Here is a 13,487-nt window from a genome sequence, read left to right as displayed (position 1 = left end):
CCACCGCACAGGCCGGTCCCGGGCTGAAAGCCGGCGTTTCCCTTACGCCGGCTTTTTGCTTTTGCGACCGACCCGGCGGCGCAGCACCTTGAGCGCGGGCAGAAAGATCAGGATCAGTGCCACGACCGTGATCGGCCCCGCCACCGGCCGGGTGAAAAAGATCGACGGATCGCCTGACGAGAGCAGCAGCGACTGCCGCAGCGTCGGCTCGGCAATCGGGCCCAGCACAATCGCCAGCACCGCAGGGGCCAGCGGATAGTCAAACTTGCGCAGAAAGAACGCACCCAGGCCAAAGACCACCATCAGCCAGATATCAAACATATCCCGCGTGGCGGCATAGCCCCCCGCAATCGACAGCACGAAAATCATCGGGGCCAGGATGGTAAAGGGCATCCGCAGCATCCAGATGAACAGCGGGATAAACGCCAGGTTGATCAGCAGCGCCGCCGCGTTGGAAATGTAAAACGACCCGATCAGCCCCCAGACAAACTCCTGCTCGTCCACAAACAGACGCGGGCCCGGCACAAGCCCCCAGATCACCATACCGCCCAGCAGGATCGCCGTGGTGGGCGAGCCGGGAATGCCCAGCGTCAGCATCGGCAGCATGGACCCTGTCGAGGCGGAATTGTTCGCAGCTTCAGGGGCCGCAACCCCATCAGGCGACCCCTTGCCAAACTCTTCCGGGTTGCGCGACAGCATCTTGGTCACACCATATGACATCAGCGAGCCCGGCGTCGCCCCGGCTGCGGGCAGAACGCCGACGAAAAAGCCCAGAAAAGAACCGATCATCGTGCCCCGCCAGCCGCGTTTTGCGGCCTCTTTGGTGTCCGCAGTGATGCCCTTGATCGTCATTTTCGGCGTCGTGCTTTCGATCTCGCCCCGGCTTTGCTCGATGGTCCAGAGCATCTCGCCGATGCCGTAAACCCCGATGGCCAGCACCAGAAAACCGATACCCTGCAAAAAGCCGTTGTAATCAAACAGCACCAGGCGCGGCGCTCCGGAAATCTGGTCAAAGCCGATCGCCCCCAGCACCAGGCCAAAACAGATCGAAAAGATGGTTTTGGGGATGTCATCCCCCCCGAGCCCGACGAATGTGGCAAAGGCCAGCAGCATCAGCGCAAAAACCTCCGGCGGGCCAAACGACAGCGCGGCAGAGGCCAGCACGGGCGCAAACAGCGTAAAGAGCACATTAGCCACCGTGCCGCCCACGAAAGAGGCCAGCGCCGCCGTCACCAGTGCGAGGCTCGCCCGGCCCTGCCGCGCCAGGGGCCGCCCGTCAAAGGTGGTGGCCACCGCCGTCGATGCCCCCGGAATGCCCAGCGTGACCGAGGACACCGCCCCCCCGTACATCGCGCCGTAATAAATCGCCGCCAGAAAGATGATCGCAGAACCGGGCGGGACCAGAAAGGTCACCGGCAGCAGGATCGCCACACCGTTCACCGACCCCAGCCCCGGCATCGCGCCGATGAAGAGCCCCACCGTAACCCCGATCAGGATCATCGCGAGGTTCAGAGGCTGGAGCGACAACAGCATGCCATCAGCGAGCAGAGACAGAACTTCCATGGTCAGACACTTCCAAAAGAGACGTCCGCAGTGACCTCAGTAAATGATGTCATAGAGGATGTTGAAAACCGGATCGGTAAAGGGCAGCCCCGACGGCATGGTGATCTGCATCGCGCCCTCAAAGAAGAAAAACAGCGCAATCGGCGAGATCAGCGAAATCGCCAGGCTCAGCGCCAGGCCGTGCCGCCCCAGAAACCACACATAGTAAAACAGGAACACGGCGATGGCCCCGTACATCGAAATGACGCTGACAAGGGCCACAAATCCGATGATCCCGCCGCCCACCAGCAGCAGTGTGCGCCACCCGTAGCTGTCCAGAACCGGCTCGTCTGATTGCGAGGCAGGGCTGGAGCCGCGCCACCAGTTAAAGGCGATGCAGCCGCAGCATACCAGCATGATCCCCGACAGCCAGAACGGCCAGGCGCCGCCCCCCGGACCCTGACCGGCAATATACCCGATGGGCAGCTCGGTGCTTTTCCACATCAGGTAAAGCGACAGGAGGGCCAGAATCCCCGCGGTTACAAGTTCACCAACGCGCATCTGGCCCTCCCTTCTTGTCTCGTGTGGTCCCGGGCGGGGTTACCCCCGTCCGACAGCTTTATTCGCCAAGTGCGGCAAGCAGTTTCTTGTGGTTCTCGACCTGCAGCGCCCAGTAATCCCGCTGCTCATCCGCGTTCATCCACAGCGGAGAGAGGCTCTCGGATTCCAGATAGCCCTGCCATTCGTCGCTCTCGTAGATCTGCGTAAACACATCCTGGTAATAGGCCGCAGCCTCATCCGACATGCCCGGGGCACCAACAACCGCCCGCTGGTTATAATAAGAGAAGTCATGCCCCTGCTCTTTGATCGTGGGCACATCCGGATAGGCCGGCATCCGCTCGTCGGAGAATGCCAGAAGCGGCACGAAATCACCCGCCGCGTAAAACCCCTTGGCCTCGGCGGGGTTGTTCACGCTGGCCATGATCTGCTGACCGGCCAGATCCTTGGCCACTGCGCCGCCACCGTCATAGGGGATATATTTGATATCCAGACCGTAGGCCTCGGACATATATGCGATCACGATGCTGTCTTCCTGACCGGCACCGGTGCCGCCCATGACGTATTCACCGCCCATTTCCCTGACCGTCTCGACGTATTCATCGATTGTGGTGATCCCGCTGTCCTTGTGCACCCACAGGACAAAGGGGTCGACGCCCATCATGGCCACCGGCGTGAACTTCTGCACGTCGATGCCCAGATTGCTCTGCCGCAGCGGGGTCGTGAAAAACGAATTCAGCGTCACCAGGATCGTGTGATCAGGATCATTGGCATTGCTCACATGGATCAGCGCTTCCGCGCCCGAGCCGCCGCCCTTGTTGTTGGGTACGAGCGGGCGGTTGGTCAGGTCTTTCTTTTCGGCGACCGACTGGACGAAACGGGCGATCTGATCCGCGCCGCCACCCGGTCCGGCCATGATCACGAAATCAATCGGTTTGCGCGGTTTCCAGCCGTCTGCCAGCGCCTGCATCGGGGTCGTGGCCAGCAACGCTGCACCCACAGCACCCATGAAAATACGTTTCGTCAGCTTCATCAGAAATCCTCCCAGATATGTCACTGCAACCGTTGTCGCCGCAGAGTTGTACAGTCCGTTTAAATTCCCTTAAGCAATTATATTACTCAAACGGCATTTCAAGAAAAACTTTGTTGCGGGGCCAATGAATACCTTAGTGTACCAAAACCACCGGAATTTCTGATTTATCTACAACGACTTGCGTATTTCCACCAAAGAGCGTCTCGCGCTCATGGTTGTGCCCGTAGGCCCCCATGACCAGAAGACTCGCCCCCATTTCGGCGGTCAGCCGGGGCAGTGCCTCGCCGGGATTGCGGGCTTCAAACCGATGCGAAACGGCCGTGACACCGCGCAGCCGGTAGTACGCTATCAGCTCCTCTGCGGTGGCCCCATGCGGCTCGCCCTTGCCACCCGACAGGATGGTCACCGTTTGCGCGGCCCGGGCCAGATCCAGCGTCATCGCCACCGCGCGGGACGCTTCCAGCGACCCGTTCCAGGCCAGGGTGATATGCGCACCGAATTCGGGCGCGACCGTGCCTTTGGGCGGGCACATCAGCACCGGACGCCCGGTCTGGTAAAGCGCGGACTTCAGAGAATTCGTGCCGATGTTCCGGTCCCTGTCCGGCCTGGCCACCACCACCAGGTCCGCCAGCCGGCCATTGTGTTTGATCACATCCGCCATCTGCCCGTATTCCTCGACAAACTCGACAGAGGCTGTGCCCGGCTCGGGCGTGTCGGTCTCGCGCACGTCCAGCGAAACCGCAAAACGGTGCAACTGCTCGCGCACCTCATGCTCTTCCTGGTCGGCCTGGGCCTGTGACTGTTCGATCATCGTGGTGCGCGCAAAGCCCGGCAGCGCACGGCTGTAGGGCCGCATGTCCTCGGTCCGCTTGCGGCAGTGGGCCACCACAATATGCGCCCCGTGATGCCGCGCCAGCGCCGAGGCATGCCCCAGCACCGTGTCGATCATGCCGTCGCCGCGCACCGGCACCATGATTTTTCTGAGCATTGTCGCTTCTCCTCCTCTGGCCATGCCGTCCCGTGGTGTCCTCCCCGGACGGTCCCCCGCATCCCCGCGCTTTTTCCGGCGGGGTTGTGGACCTGGCTGTTGTCCTGGGGACAATAGTGCGATTTACCCGCTGTGCCTGAAAGTTTTTCATACCCCCTGCCCGGCCTGCGCCCGACAGACAGGTGTGTGCGGCCAGCAATGCGCGAAAATTATCCAGCCAGAACAGGACCCTGCACATCCCCGCCCGATGGCCGGAACCTGCGGCAACAAATTTCCTGTCAGACCGGCGCTGACCCTGAAACAGGCGGGTCGCATCCAGCCATGCCCGGTCATACGCCGCGCGCGCGCGACCCGTCCGCCTGCCTTACCAGCCCTCTTTATGCGGATAGGCGGAATCAACCGTATCGCCGTTGATAAGCGCGTCGATCACGATCCCCGTTTTCAGCCCGCGACCGGTCGCAACCAGGCCCTGCTTTTTGAAAGTGTTGGCCACATAGATGGCCTCATACCTGATATCCGCCAGAGACATCGTGGCGGGAAAAAACGTGCTGCGCCCCGAGTTGCCCGTTTTGTCGGTCCCTGCGATTTTCACGCCTGATGCGAAATAGGCGCCCTTGCCCAGGGTGCCCCGGTCTCTGTACTTATAGGTCCCCCCGTTGCGGGCGTGGAACGCCTCGGTGTGCCAGCCGACACCGGCGTCCTCTCCTTTGACGTGGCTGTCGAAACTGCCCGCCAGGGCTTTGGTCGGCGCTTCAGGATAGGCTTTCATGCCCTTGCCTTTGACTTTGGGGCCCCAGGCCAGGCTGCGCAGCAGCACCACATCGGCGCGGTCATGCTGCGGATATGCGGATTTGAATTCCGTGGTGATCCGGCGCACGTATTCGCCCCTGTCCTCCGTGCCTTCCATCTCCTGTGTCGCCAGAAATTCCTTCAGTCCGGATTCCGTGTGCTGTCGTCTCTGGATCGGCGGCGGCGTTCCGGCAGCGCCTGCGGCCTGCGCCTGGAGTGTCGCCAGTTTTCGGGTCTCTGCGCTGTCGTCCGCACGCCGCTGCAGGCTCTCCAGCACAGAGCCTTCCCGCGCGGCCCGCGCACTCGCACCGCCCGCCCCGGCGCGCGCCGTCTCTGCCCGGGCGGGCAGCTGTGCTCTGGCCTGCGAACTCATCGGAGCGGGTATTCCATCTGTACCGGTCTGTTTTCCTCAGGTCCCCGAAATCTCACACCCTCCCCGGCTTTAAGCAAGAGATTTCCGGGCAGCAGCGCCTGCCTGCACCCGGGGCCGTTTCTTAATCTTTGGGTCATAAACCCCACCGAACGCTCTGTTACTGCCGGGCACCGTACGCTGCGCACCGACGTAATACCGACGTTTTACCGACGTGAAACCGACAGGCAAAATGACCCTGATTTCCCCTGTTAACCAGCGTTTCCGGCGTGATTCGCACCCCCGGCCCGCACCGAAGTTCTCAGGTGTTGCGCGTGTCGCTGTCAGCGGCGTCTTCGCGCAGCAGGCTCAGCAACAGGGTCTCCCCCGCCCAGGGCTGGACCGCATCCCCGATAAAGAGCGGCGGCGCTTTGCGCACCCGGCGCGGCGGGGCCGTCGCACTGTCCCGCGCATCGGTGAAAAAGGGAAGGAAGGCCGTGGCAAACATACCCAATCCTGGCATATTAAGCCGCGGATTTCGACATCATTGTGATCCAGGTATCGCCATAGCGCCGCTGGTCCAGGGGCGCGAACCCCGGCGGCACCTGCACCGGCGCGGCCTCCTCCCAGACGACAAAGGCGTCATCACCCAGCCAGCCGCCATGTGCGGCCTGCACAAGCGCCTTGTCGCCCAGCCCTTTGCCATAGGGCGGATCGAGGAAGATCAGGTCAAAAGGTGCCCCGTCACAGGGCGGCAGTCGCAGCGCATCGCGCGCCACCAGACGCGTGCTTTCCGCCACTCTCAGGCGTTTGATATTTTCCCGGATCAGCCGCTGGGCCACACGCCCGTCGTCCACAAACGTGACATGCGCCGCCCCGCGTGACAGCGCCTCCAGCCCCAGCGCACCGGTCCCGGCAAACAGATCCAGCACCCGCGCGCCGTCAAAAATATCGTATCCGTTCAACACGTTAAAGAGGCTCTCGCGGACACGGTCTGTGGTGGGTCGCAGGTGCGCGCCCGCGTCCCCCTTGCCCAGGGTCGCCAGGGCTACGCTCCGGAACTGGCCTGCGATGATCCTCACGCTTTCATCAATGCTTTCAGGTCCGCGCCTGCATCCGCGACCACATCCGGATCAGCGGTTTTGCCCGCCTCGATCAGGCGTTTGCCGATCATATAGGCGCGCGGGTCGTTCATCGCATCCACGGCCAGCAGCTGCCCGTCTTTGTAGTACCAGAAGGACGCGGTCTGGCCCTCTCCGATGCGCGATACAACCCCGGTATACCCGGTGTTCAGTCCTGCGATCTGCAGTTTGACATCATACTGATCCGACCAGAACCACGGCTTGGCGGTATAGTCTGTCGCCGCCCCCATGATGTTCTGCGCAACCTGTTCGGCCTGGTCGATGGCATTGGGTACGCTTTCCAGCCGGATACGCCCGCCCTGCCAGGGAAAGGACGCACAGTCGCCCGCCGCCCAGATATGCGGTGCCGAGGTCCGGCCCAGGGCGTCGGTGGCAATCCCGTTGTCGATTGTAAGGCCGGCCTCTTCCGCCAGCGCCACAGCGGGCCGGATGCCCACGCCGACGATCACAAAATCCACGTCCAGCGTGGTCCCGTCGGTCAGTTGCGCGCCACTCACACGCCCCTCGCCCAGCAGCCGCTCCAGCCCGGTTCCTTCCCTGATATCAACGCCCTGGCCGCTGTGCAGTGCCCGGAAATAATCGCTGGTCTGGGGGGCTGCGACCCGTTGCAGGATACGGTCCGCCATCTCGACCAGCGTAACACGGACGCCGCTTCTGGCAGCAACCGCTGCCGCTTCCAGCCCGATGTATCCGCCCCCCACGATGAGCGCCCGCGCACCCTCCCGAAACTGTGGGGCCATGGCGTCTGCATCCGCCAGATCACGCACACAGAACACATTTTCCAGGTCACCGCCGATGCTGGCAGGCAGGCGGTTTGGCACCGAGCCTGTTGTCAGCACCAGATCGTCATAGCCCAGCACCTCACCCGCCAGCGTCACGGTGCGGGCTTCTGCGTCGATCGCTGTCACCGGCGTGCCCATGCGCAGATCAATGCTGTTGTCGGCGTAAAAGCTCTCAGGGCGCAGATAAAGCCGCTCCAGCGCCATATCGCCCATCAGATAGGCCTTGGACAGGGGCGGGCGCTGATAGGGTGGGACCGGCTCGGCCCCGATGAGCGTGATGCCCCCGTCAAAGCCACCGTTGCGCAGCTTTGCCACACAGGAAGCCCCTGCCTGGCCCGCGCCGATTACGATTACCTGGCCCATTCCGGTCCTCCTGCGCCCGTTTCTTCTGGTCCGCCCCGTGCCCGCAACCTATATCGGGCAGGAAGACGAACGCAATTACAGGAAAGGCGTATCACATGACAATCTCACAGGGCGACCAGCTTCCCGACGCAACTCTGGTTGAAATGGGCGCGGAAGGGCCAGCGCCGGTGTCTCTCGCGGACAAGACAAAGGGCCGCAAGGTTGTGATTTTTGCTGTGCCCGGCGCCTATACGCCCACATGCCATTCCGCGCATGTGCCCAGCTTTATCCGCACCAGGGACCAGCTGGAAGCAAAGGGCGTCGAGGAGATCATCTGCGTCTCTGTCAATGATCCCTTTGTGATGAAATCCTGGGGCGAGGCTACAGGCGCCACCGCCGCCGGCATCACCATGCTGGGCGACCCGGACAGCAGCTTTACCAAAGCGCTTGGCATGGAATTCAGCGCGCCACCTGCGGGTCTCAACGACCGCTCAAAACGCTATGCCATGCTGGTCGAGGACGGCAAAGTCACGCTTTTCCAGCCCGAGGAAAGCCCCGGTGTCTGCGAAGTTTCCGCAGGCGAGGGCCTGCTCGACAATATGTGAATGAACAAGGGGCCGGTCAGCCACAGACCGGCCCCTTTTTTCCGGTGTCCGATGTCCGGAACAGGCGAAACGCCTCAGGACTGGATTACCGTGCGGGTCGGGAATGGAATGTCCACGCCGCCATTGTCCAGCGCCTCTTTGACCGCCCGTTTCATATCAGCCTGGTAGGCAAAGAATTCTGCCGATTCCACCCAGACACGCACCAGGAAATCGACCGAGAAGTCACCCAGATTGTTGACCTGGATAAACGGTTCTGGGTCGGCTTTGGACCGGGGGTCGGCCATGATTGTCTCGCGGATGATCTTTTCCGCACTGGCCAGACTGGCCCCATAGCCCACTCCAAACGTCCATTCCGCGCGGCGCATTTTGTTGGTGGAATAATTGGTGATGATGTTGCCCCAGACCATCGAGTTGGGGATGATCACCTGCACATTGCTGACATCCGCCAGCTCTGTGAAATTCAGCGTGATGGCTTTAACCGTGCCCATCGTGCCGCCCACATCGACAAAATCGCCCATTTTTATGGGCCGGAACAGGATCAGCATCACGCCCGCCGCGACATTCGACAGCGTGCCCTGCAAGGCCAGACCGATGGCCAGACCGGCGGCACCGATGACCGCGACAACAGATGTCGTCTGCACGCCAAAGGTGTTCAGCACAAAGAGCGCCGTGAAACCCAGCACCACATAGCGCACAATGGACGACAGGAAGTCGAACAGCATGTCGTCCAGATGCTTGTATTTGCGGCCCAGGTTCTGCACCCGGCGCTGCAGCCAGGCAGAAATGGTCCAGCCGAGCAGCAGGATGGCGATTGCCGCGAGCACCGAGCCCGCAGTGCTCACCAGAAAGTCGAGAGAGAGCAGGTCCGCCAGGGTTTTCCCCTGCCAGATTTCCGTCGTCAGCAGTTCGTTCATTGGTCTTACTCCGTCAGGCTGTCCATCCTGCGCGCCAGCCGGGCATCCAGATCACTCAGCCCGCCGGTATCATGCGTGGTCAGCACTACATTTACAGTCTTGTATACGTTGTCCCATTCGGGATGGTGGTTCAGTTTCTCTGCCCAGATGGCCACGCGGGTCATCCATCCGAATGCTTCGACAAAATTGCCGAAAACATAGGTTTTGGCGATTGCGTCGCGTCCTTCTACCATCTGCCAGCCATTTGCAAGCAGGTCGGTGCGATCTGTGTCTGTTATCGGTGTTGTCATTGCTGTTCCTCCACATCGGCCCTTCGGAACGGGCCATATTCCGTCAGTACGCTGATTTCCTCGTCAACTGCGTCTTTCTCTGCCTCCAGATAGCGGGCGATGGCATCCGCAAAACCCGGATCTCCGACCCAGTGCAGCGACCATGTCGGACGCGGCAGATACCCGCGTGCCAGCTTGTGCTCGCCCTGGGCCCCGGCCTCGACACGCGACAGTCCACGCGCAATCGCGATATCGATGGCCTGGTAGTAGCACAGTTCAAAATGCAGACAGGGGTGATGCTCGATGCAGCCCCAGTAGCGGCCATAGAGCGCCTGAGCGCCCACGAAATTCAGAGCACCGGCAACCCAGCGGCCATCGCGCTCGGCCATCACCAGGGCCATATCGTCCCGCAGAGTGTCCTGGGCGATGTCGAAAAACCGGCGGGTCAGATAGGGCGTGCCCCATTTGCGCGCACCGGTGTCCTGATAAAAGACCCAGAATGCCTCCCAGTGCTCGGGCAGGAGCGCGTCTCCCGAAAATGTCTGGATCGTACCGCCAAACCCCTGTGCCTGGACGCGTTCTTTGCGGATGTTCTTGCGCTTTCGCGAACTGAGGCTGGCCAGAAAACCGTCAAAGCTGCTGTAGTCGTTGTTTTCCCAGTGAAACTGCTGTGTCTTGCGCCGCATCAGGCCCAGGGCCTCGCCACGGTCTGCCTCCTCCCGGGTGCAAAAGGTCAGGTGCAGCGATGAGATTTTGTTGTTTGAGGCCAGTTGCACCGCCCCCTGGAGCAAGGCCGATGTGCCGGTCTCCTCAAAACCCGGACGGACCAGCAGGCGCCTTCCTGTGGCAGGCGTGTGTGGCACGGCGACCTGCAGTTTAGGGTAATAGCGCCCACCCGCGCGCTCGTAGGCATGGGCCCAGTTGTGATCGAAAATATATTCTCCCTGGCTGTGCGATTTGGCGTACATCGGCGCCACACCGATCAGCAGATCACCGATGTATGCGGTCAGATACTGTGGTTGCCAGCCGGTGCCGGCCCCGACCGAGCCGCTTTCCTCCAGCGCGCTGAGAAAGCGGTACGTGGTAAAGGGATCGTCAGGCCGTGCGCCCTCTGCAGCCTCCGGGCAGGCACAGGCATCCCAACCCGCAGCGTCAATGTCGCGCAGACTTGTTACGACGCGGATTTCGACTTCCTGTTCCTGCATATCGCTGCCTCTGAGATTGTCAGTTTAACCTGTGCCGGCAGCTGTCAGGTTCAAGCCGGATGTGGCGCGGCATATTGCTCAAAGGTGATATTCTGCGCCACCTGACGCGCCTGTGCCTCATCTGCCGGGGATTTCACCGTCCAGCACAGAATGGCAGCACCGTTTTTGCGCAGCTCTGCCACGCGCGGGCGGGACAGATCCTGCCATTTGTGGCTGATGAAACTGCTGCCCGTGCGCTTAAAATCGGGAATATCCCTGAGCCGGGCCAGAGTTTCTGCAGGCACCGGCCAGTCCGCCGCCTCAAACGGGTCTGTCACGAGGCCACGCGGCACCTCCGGCAGCAGTTTCGCCATTTCAGCCACGGCATGCGGGTTGAACGACATGACAGCAACGGGGCCGCTGTAGTCGGCCAGCGCCTCCGCTACGCTTGCCTCAAGGGGTCCCACATCCGGGCCCAGAGCGCCGTCCTGGTCCTTGATCTCCACCAGCAGCGGCACACGACCTGCCACAAGGGCCAACACCTCTGGCAGGGTCGGAATCCCCTCACCATCCCCGCCTTTCAGCGGGATGCCACGCAGATCGCCGGTCGAACGGGCACGAACCGGGCCTGCAGCCTCGGCCAGTCGCGCAAGCTCATAGTCGTGAAAGACCAGCGCACCGGCATCCGCACTCAGTTGCACGTCGATCTCGATGCCGTACCCGGCGGCCACGGCTGCGGCGATCGCGGCCCGGCTGTTTTCGGGCCGTCCGTCGCACACATCGTGCAGCGCACGGTGCGCCAGCGGCGTGGTCAGAAAGACCTCAGGCAGAGCAGGTGTCATCGGATTTCAAAAATGCCTTCGATTTCCACAGCGACGCCAAAGGGCAGCGACGCGGCAGAAACCGCCGAGCGGGAATGGCGCCCCGCATCCCCCAGCGCTGCAACCAGAAAATCTGAAGCACCGTTGATCACTTTGGGCTGTTCGGCGAAATCCTGGGTCGAATTCACAAACCCGGTCAGCTTTACAACCCGCACGAGGCGCTCAATATCGCCATCACAGGCGGCGCGCACCTGCGCCAGCAGGCTGACAGCACAGCTTTTTGCCGCCTCTGCCGCGTCTTCAATACTGATATCAGCTCCCAGCTTGCCGGTGATGAACCCGTCCGGTCCTGCAGAGACCTGGCCCGAGACATAGAGCGTGTTACCGACGCGGACCCAGGGCACATAGTTTGCCGCTGGCGCGGGTGCATCCGGCAGGGTTACCCCCAGTTCGGAAAGTTTGTCTGTGATGCTCATTGCGGATCCTTTCTGCAGTGTGTTTTCCGGGCCCGGGCCCCTTTGCGGCGTTTAACTGCTCAATCCACGAACACCTAGGCACGGCTTTGCCCACAGTCGCACATTTGTCAGTCATGTCTGCTTCACATCTGTCACCCTTAGCGGTACTCTTTCAACCGCCGATGGTTGCGATTTTCACGATCTGCCAACATTTTAACGGTACATTCGCCCGGCGTTTGGTCTGACCATGTCGCTCAACTGCCACAACACCCGCCCGACTTGCATTTGCTCTCTGGGCATTGCTCAAAAAATATCTACTTACAGCACAGACCATATTCGCAGGATTTCCCAATTGTCACTCTCATCGCTCCGCCACGCCTCAGGCCGCATTCTTCTTGCCCTGACCGCCGCTCTTTTTGTCAGCGCCTGTGCCACAACACAGGATGTGGCGACCCGCAGTAACGGCATTAATGACCCGTACGAATCCACCAATCGCAGCATCCACGCTTTCAACAAAGGGCTGGACAAAAACCTCGTGCGCCCCGTGGCCATGGGGTACGGTGCCGTGGTTCCTGTTGAAATACGGAACACAATCAACAACTTCTCTGACAACCTCTCGACACCAGGCTACGCCGTCAACAGCCTGCTGCAGGGTGATCTCAAAAGCGCCGGCATCTCGCTGGTACGCTTTGTGATGAACACGACCATCGGTATCGGCGGGCTCGTCGATGCGGCCGGTGAGCTGAACATCCCGGCGCGCGAGACCGACTTTGGCGAGACACTGGCCGTCTGGGGCAGCGGAGAAGGCGCCTATATCGAGCTGCCGGTCTTTGGGCCCTCAACCCAGCGTGACACAGTTGGTCTTGTGGTGGATTTCTTCACCAACCCGCTGACACTCAGCACCATTGATGACGAGCCGGAACGGTACGTGCCGCCCACAGCGCTCGCGGCCTCTGTTCTGAACGATCGCGAAAAGTTCAGCCGCCAGATCGATTCGATTCTGTATGAGAGTGAAGACAGCTACGCCCAGTCCCGGCAGATCTACCTCCAGAACCGCCGGTTTGAGCTGGGCAATGACAGTGCCAGTGAGGTTGATCCCTATGAGGACATTTATGCAGAGTAAACTGAACCGCCGCGGCGTTCTTGCCGGATTTGCGGCGCTGACGGTCTCTACCGGCTTTCCTGCCTATGCACTCGATGAGGCCGGCGCGCGCAAGCTGGTCGACACCGTCGTGGCCGAGATCAACAAAGTTATTGAGGCCGGCAAATCAGAATCTGCCACGATCCGCGATTTCGAGAAGATTTTCTCGCGCTATGCAGATGTGCCGACAATGGCGCGGTATGCTCTGGGTGCGGATGGCCGCAGCGCCAGCGCCGGTGAGTTACGCGCCTTTACGGATGCTTTTCAGGGATATCTTGCCCGCAAGTACGGTAAGCAGTTCCGCGACTTCATCGGTGGGCGCATCGAATTCGAATCCGTGCGCGAGATAAAAGCCGGGTACGAGATCCGTTCGACCGCCTTTCTGCGCGGTCAGGATCCTGTCAGTGTCTCCTTTCTGGTATCGGACCGCTCCGGCTCGGACCGGCTGTTCAACATCTTTGTTGAAGGCGTGAACCTGCTCCTGACGGAACGGACTGAAATCGGCGCGATGCTCGACAACCGCCGGGGCGATATTGGTCAGCTGACCAAAGACCTGCGCTCTGCGGGCTGAAA

The 13,487-nt window shown here is 61.3% G+C and carries 16 protein-coding genes; 3 read left to right on the top strand and 13 right to left on the bottom strand.

All coding sequences use genetic code 11. The annotated features are described in order from the left end of the window. Nucleotides 1–42 precede the first annotated feature (42 nt). From Q1A34_RS10015 to Q1A34_RS09980, 8 genes are all read right to left on the bottom strand, one after another. On the bottom strand, nt 43–1,563 hold the full coding sequence (locus Q1A34_RS10015) for a tripartite tricarboxylate transporter permease (protein WP_300033463.1): 1,521 nt from the start codon (nt 1,561–1,563) through the stop codon (nt 43–45). 36 nt (nt 1,564–1,599) lie between these two features. Continuing rightward, complete coding sequence (locus tag Q1A34_RS10010) at nt 1,600–2,103, bottom strand: tripartite tricarboxylate transporter TctB family protein (protein WP_300033462.1); 504 nt, start codon at nt 2,101–2,103, stop codon at nt 1,600–1,602. A 58-nt stretch (nt 2,104–2,161) separates the two neighbouring features. Beyond that, nucleotides 2,162–3,133 (bottom strand): tripartite tricarboxylate transporter substrate binding protein, encoded by a 972-nt coding sequence (locus tag Q1A34_RS10005; RefSeq protein WP_300033461.1) that lies wholly within the window; start codon nt 3,131–3,133, stop codon nt 2,162–2,164. A gap of 133 nt (nt 3,134–3,266) precedes the next feature. Next, complete coding sequence (locus tag Q1A34_RS10000) at nt 3,267–4,121, bottom strand: universal stress protein (protein ID WP_300033460.1); 855 nt, start codon at nt 4,119–4,121, stop codon at nt 3,267–3,269. Between the two features lie 364 nt (nt 4,122–4,485). After that, nucleotides 4,486–5,283 carry a hypothetical protein gene (locus Q1A34_RS09995; RefSeq protein WP_300033459.1) on the bottom strand — a complete coding sequence of 266 codons (798 nt, stop codon included), beginning with the start codon at nt 5,281–5,283 and terminating at the stop codon, nt 4,486–4,488. A 298-nt stretch (nt 5,284–5,581) separates the two neighbouring features. Beyond that, nucleotides 5,582–5,767: a hypothetical protein gene (locus tag Q1A34_RS09990; RefSeq protein WP_300033458.1), complete on the bottom strand. Its 186-nt coding sequence runs from the start codon at nt 5,765–5,767 to the stop codon at nt 5,582–5,584. Between the two features lie 16 nt (nt 5,768–5,783). Then, nucleotides 5,784–6,341 carry a 16S rRNA (guanine(966)-N(2))-methyltransferase RsmD gene (rsmD, locus tag Q1A34_RS09985; RefSeq protein ID WP_300033457.1) on the bottom strand — a complete coding sequence of 186 codons (558 nt, stop codon included), beginning with the start codon at nt 6,339–6,341 and terminating at the stop codon, nt 5,784–5,786. Further along, on the bottom strand, nt 6,338–7,546 hold the full coding sequence (locus Q1A34_RS09980; protein WP_300033456.1) for an FAD-dependent oxidoreductase: 1,209 nt from the start codon (nt 7,544–7,546) through the stop codon (nt 6,338–6,340). The genes rsmD and Q1A34_RS09980 overlap by 4 nt, the downstream gene beginning before the upstream one ends. Nucleotides 7,547–7,641: 95 nt before the next feature. Between Q1A34_RS09980 and Q1A34_RS09975 the strand changes: the two genes are divergently transcribed. Then, a complete protein-coding gene (locus Q1A34_RS09975) occupies nt 7,642–8,130 on the top strand; it encodes a peroxiredoxin (protein WP_300033455.1) in 489 nt (162 codons plus the stop codon). A gap of 74 nt (nt 8,131–8,204) precedes the next feature. Here Q1A34_RS09975 and Q1A34_RS09970 read toward each other — a convergent pair whose 3' ends face one another. From Q1A34_RS09970 to Q1A34_RS09950, 5 genes are read right to left on the bottom strand one after another with little or no spacing between them, the layout of a single operon-like run. Then, nucleotides 8,205–9,044, bottom strand: coding sequence for a mechanosensitive ion channel domain-containing protein (locus Q1A34_RS09970; RefSeq protein WP_300033454.1), 840 nt, complete (start codon nt 9,042–9,044; stop codon nt 8,205–8,207). A 5-nt stretch (nt 9,045–9,049) separates the two neighbouring features. Beyond that, nucleotides 9,050–9,334, bottom strand: coding sequence for a 4a-hydroxytetrahydrobiopterin dehydratase (locus Q1A34_RS09965; RefSeq protein WP_300033453.1), 285 nt, complete (start codon nt 9,332–9,334; stop codon nt 9,050–9,052). Beyond that, entirely contained in the window at nt 9,331–10,518 is a 1,188-nt protein-coding gene (locus Q1A34_RS09960; RefSeq protein WP_300033452.1) for a GNAT family N-acetyltransferase, read from the bottom strand. The genes Q1A34_RS09965 and Q1A34_RS09960 overlap by 4 nt, the downstream gene beginning before the upstream one ends. A 50-nt stretch (nt 10,519–10,568) precedes the next feature. Then, entirely contained in the window at nt 10,569–11,339 is a 771-nt protein-coding gene (locus Q1A34_RS09955) for a glycerophosphodiester phosphodiesterase family protein (RefSeq protein WP_300033451.1), read from the bottom strand. After that, the gene (locus Q1A34_RS09950) at nt 11,336–11,794 is read right to left on the bottom strand and encodes a RidA family protein (protein WP_300033450.1); all 459 of its coding nucleotides are present in this window, start codon (nt 11,792–11,794) and stop codon (nt 11,336–11,338) included. Before Q1A34_RS09950 ends, Q1A34_RS09955 begins: the two co-directional genes overlap by 4 nt. Before the next feature lie 331 nt (nt 11,795–12,125). Here Q1A34_RS09950 and Q1A34_RS09945 point away from each other — a divergent pair, with 331 nt between their 5' ends. Beyond that, nucleotides 12,126–12,896 carry a VacJ family lipoprotein gene (locus Q1A34_RS09945; protein WP_300033449.1) on the top strand — a complete coding sequence of 257 codons (771 nt, stop codon included), beginning with the start codon at nt 12,126–12,128 and terminating at the stop codon, nt 12,894–12,896. Then, nucleotides 12,886–13,485 carry a phospholipid-binding protein MlaC gene (locus Q1A34_RS09940; RefSeq protein ID WP_300033448.1) on the top strand — a complete coding sequence of 200 codons (600 nt, stop codon included), beginning with the start codon at nt 12,886–12,888 and terminating at the stop codon, nt 13,483–13,485. The genes Q1A34_RS09945 and Q1A34_RS09940 overlap by 11 nt, the downstream gene beginning before the upstream one ends. Nucleotides 13,486–13,487: the final 2 nt, after the last annotated feature.

It is taken from the genome of uncultured Roseobacter sp., from assembly GCF_947491795.1.
GTDB lineage: Bacteria > Pseudomonadota > Alphaproteobacteria > Rhodobacterales > Rhodobacteraceae > Roseobacter.
The sequence above is the reverse complement of the archived record's forward strand: the minus strand, read 5'-3'. Positions and strand labels throughout refer to the sequence as shown.

Coding starts and splice junctions, on each gene's coding strand:
- Q1A34_RS10015 (WP_300033463.1), bottom strand. CDS start 1,563: ATGGAAGTTCTGTCTCTGCTCGCTGATGGCATGCTGTTGTCGCTCCAG.
- Q1A34_RS10010 (WP_300033462.1), bottom strand. CDS start 2,103: ATGCGCGTTGGTGAACTTGTAACCGCGGGGATTCTGGCCCTCCTGTCG.
- Q1A34_RS10005 (WP_300033461.1), bottom strand. CDS start 3,133: ATGAAGCTGACGAAACGTATTTTCATGGGTGCTGTGGGTGCAGCGTTG.
- Q1A34_RS10000 (WP_300033460.1), bottom strand. CDS start 4,121: ATGCTCAGAAAAATCATGGTGCCGGTGCGCGGCGACGGCATGATCGAC.
- Q1A34_RS09995 (WP_300033459.1), bottom strand. CDS start 5,283: ATGAGTTCGCAGGCCAGAGCACAGCTGCCCGCCCGGGCAGAGACGGCG.
- Q1A34_RS09990 (WP_300033458.1), bottom strand. CDS start 5,767: ATGTTTGCCACGGCCTTCCTTCCCTTTTTCACCGATGCGCGGGACAGT.
- Q1A34_RS09980 (WP_300033456.1), bottom strand. CDS start 7,546: ATGGGCCAGGTAATCGTAATCGGCGCGGGCCAGGCAGGGGCTTCCTGT.
- Q1A34_RS09975 (WP_300033455.1), top strand. CDS start 7,642: ATGACAATCTCACAGGGCGACCAGCTTCCCGACGCAACTCTGGTTGAA.
- Q1A34_RS09970 (WP_300033454.1), bottom strand. CDS start 9,044: ATGAACGAACTGCTGACGACGGAAATCTGGCAGGGGAAAACCCTGGCG.
- Q1A34_RS09965 (WP_300033453.1), bottom strand. CDS start 9,334: ATGACAACACCGATAACAGACACAGATCGCACCGACCTGCTTGCAAAT.
- Q1A34_RS09960 (WP_300033452.1), bottom strand. CDS start 10,518: ATGCAGGAACAGGAAGTCGAAATCCGCGTCGTAACAAGTCTGCGCGAC.
- Q1A34_RS09955 (WP_300033451.1), bottom strand. CDS start 11,339: ATGACACCTGCTCTGCCTGAGGTCTTTCTGACCACGCCGCTGGCGCAC.
- Q1A34_RS09950 (WP_300033450.1), bottom strand. CDS start 11,794: ATGAGCATCACAGACAAACTTTCCGAACTGGGGGTAACCCTGCCGGAT.
- Q1A34_RS09940 (WP_300033448.1), top strand. CDS start 12,886: ATGCAGAGTAAACTGAACCGCCGCGGCGTTCTTGCCGGATTTGCGGCG.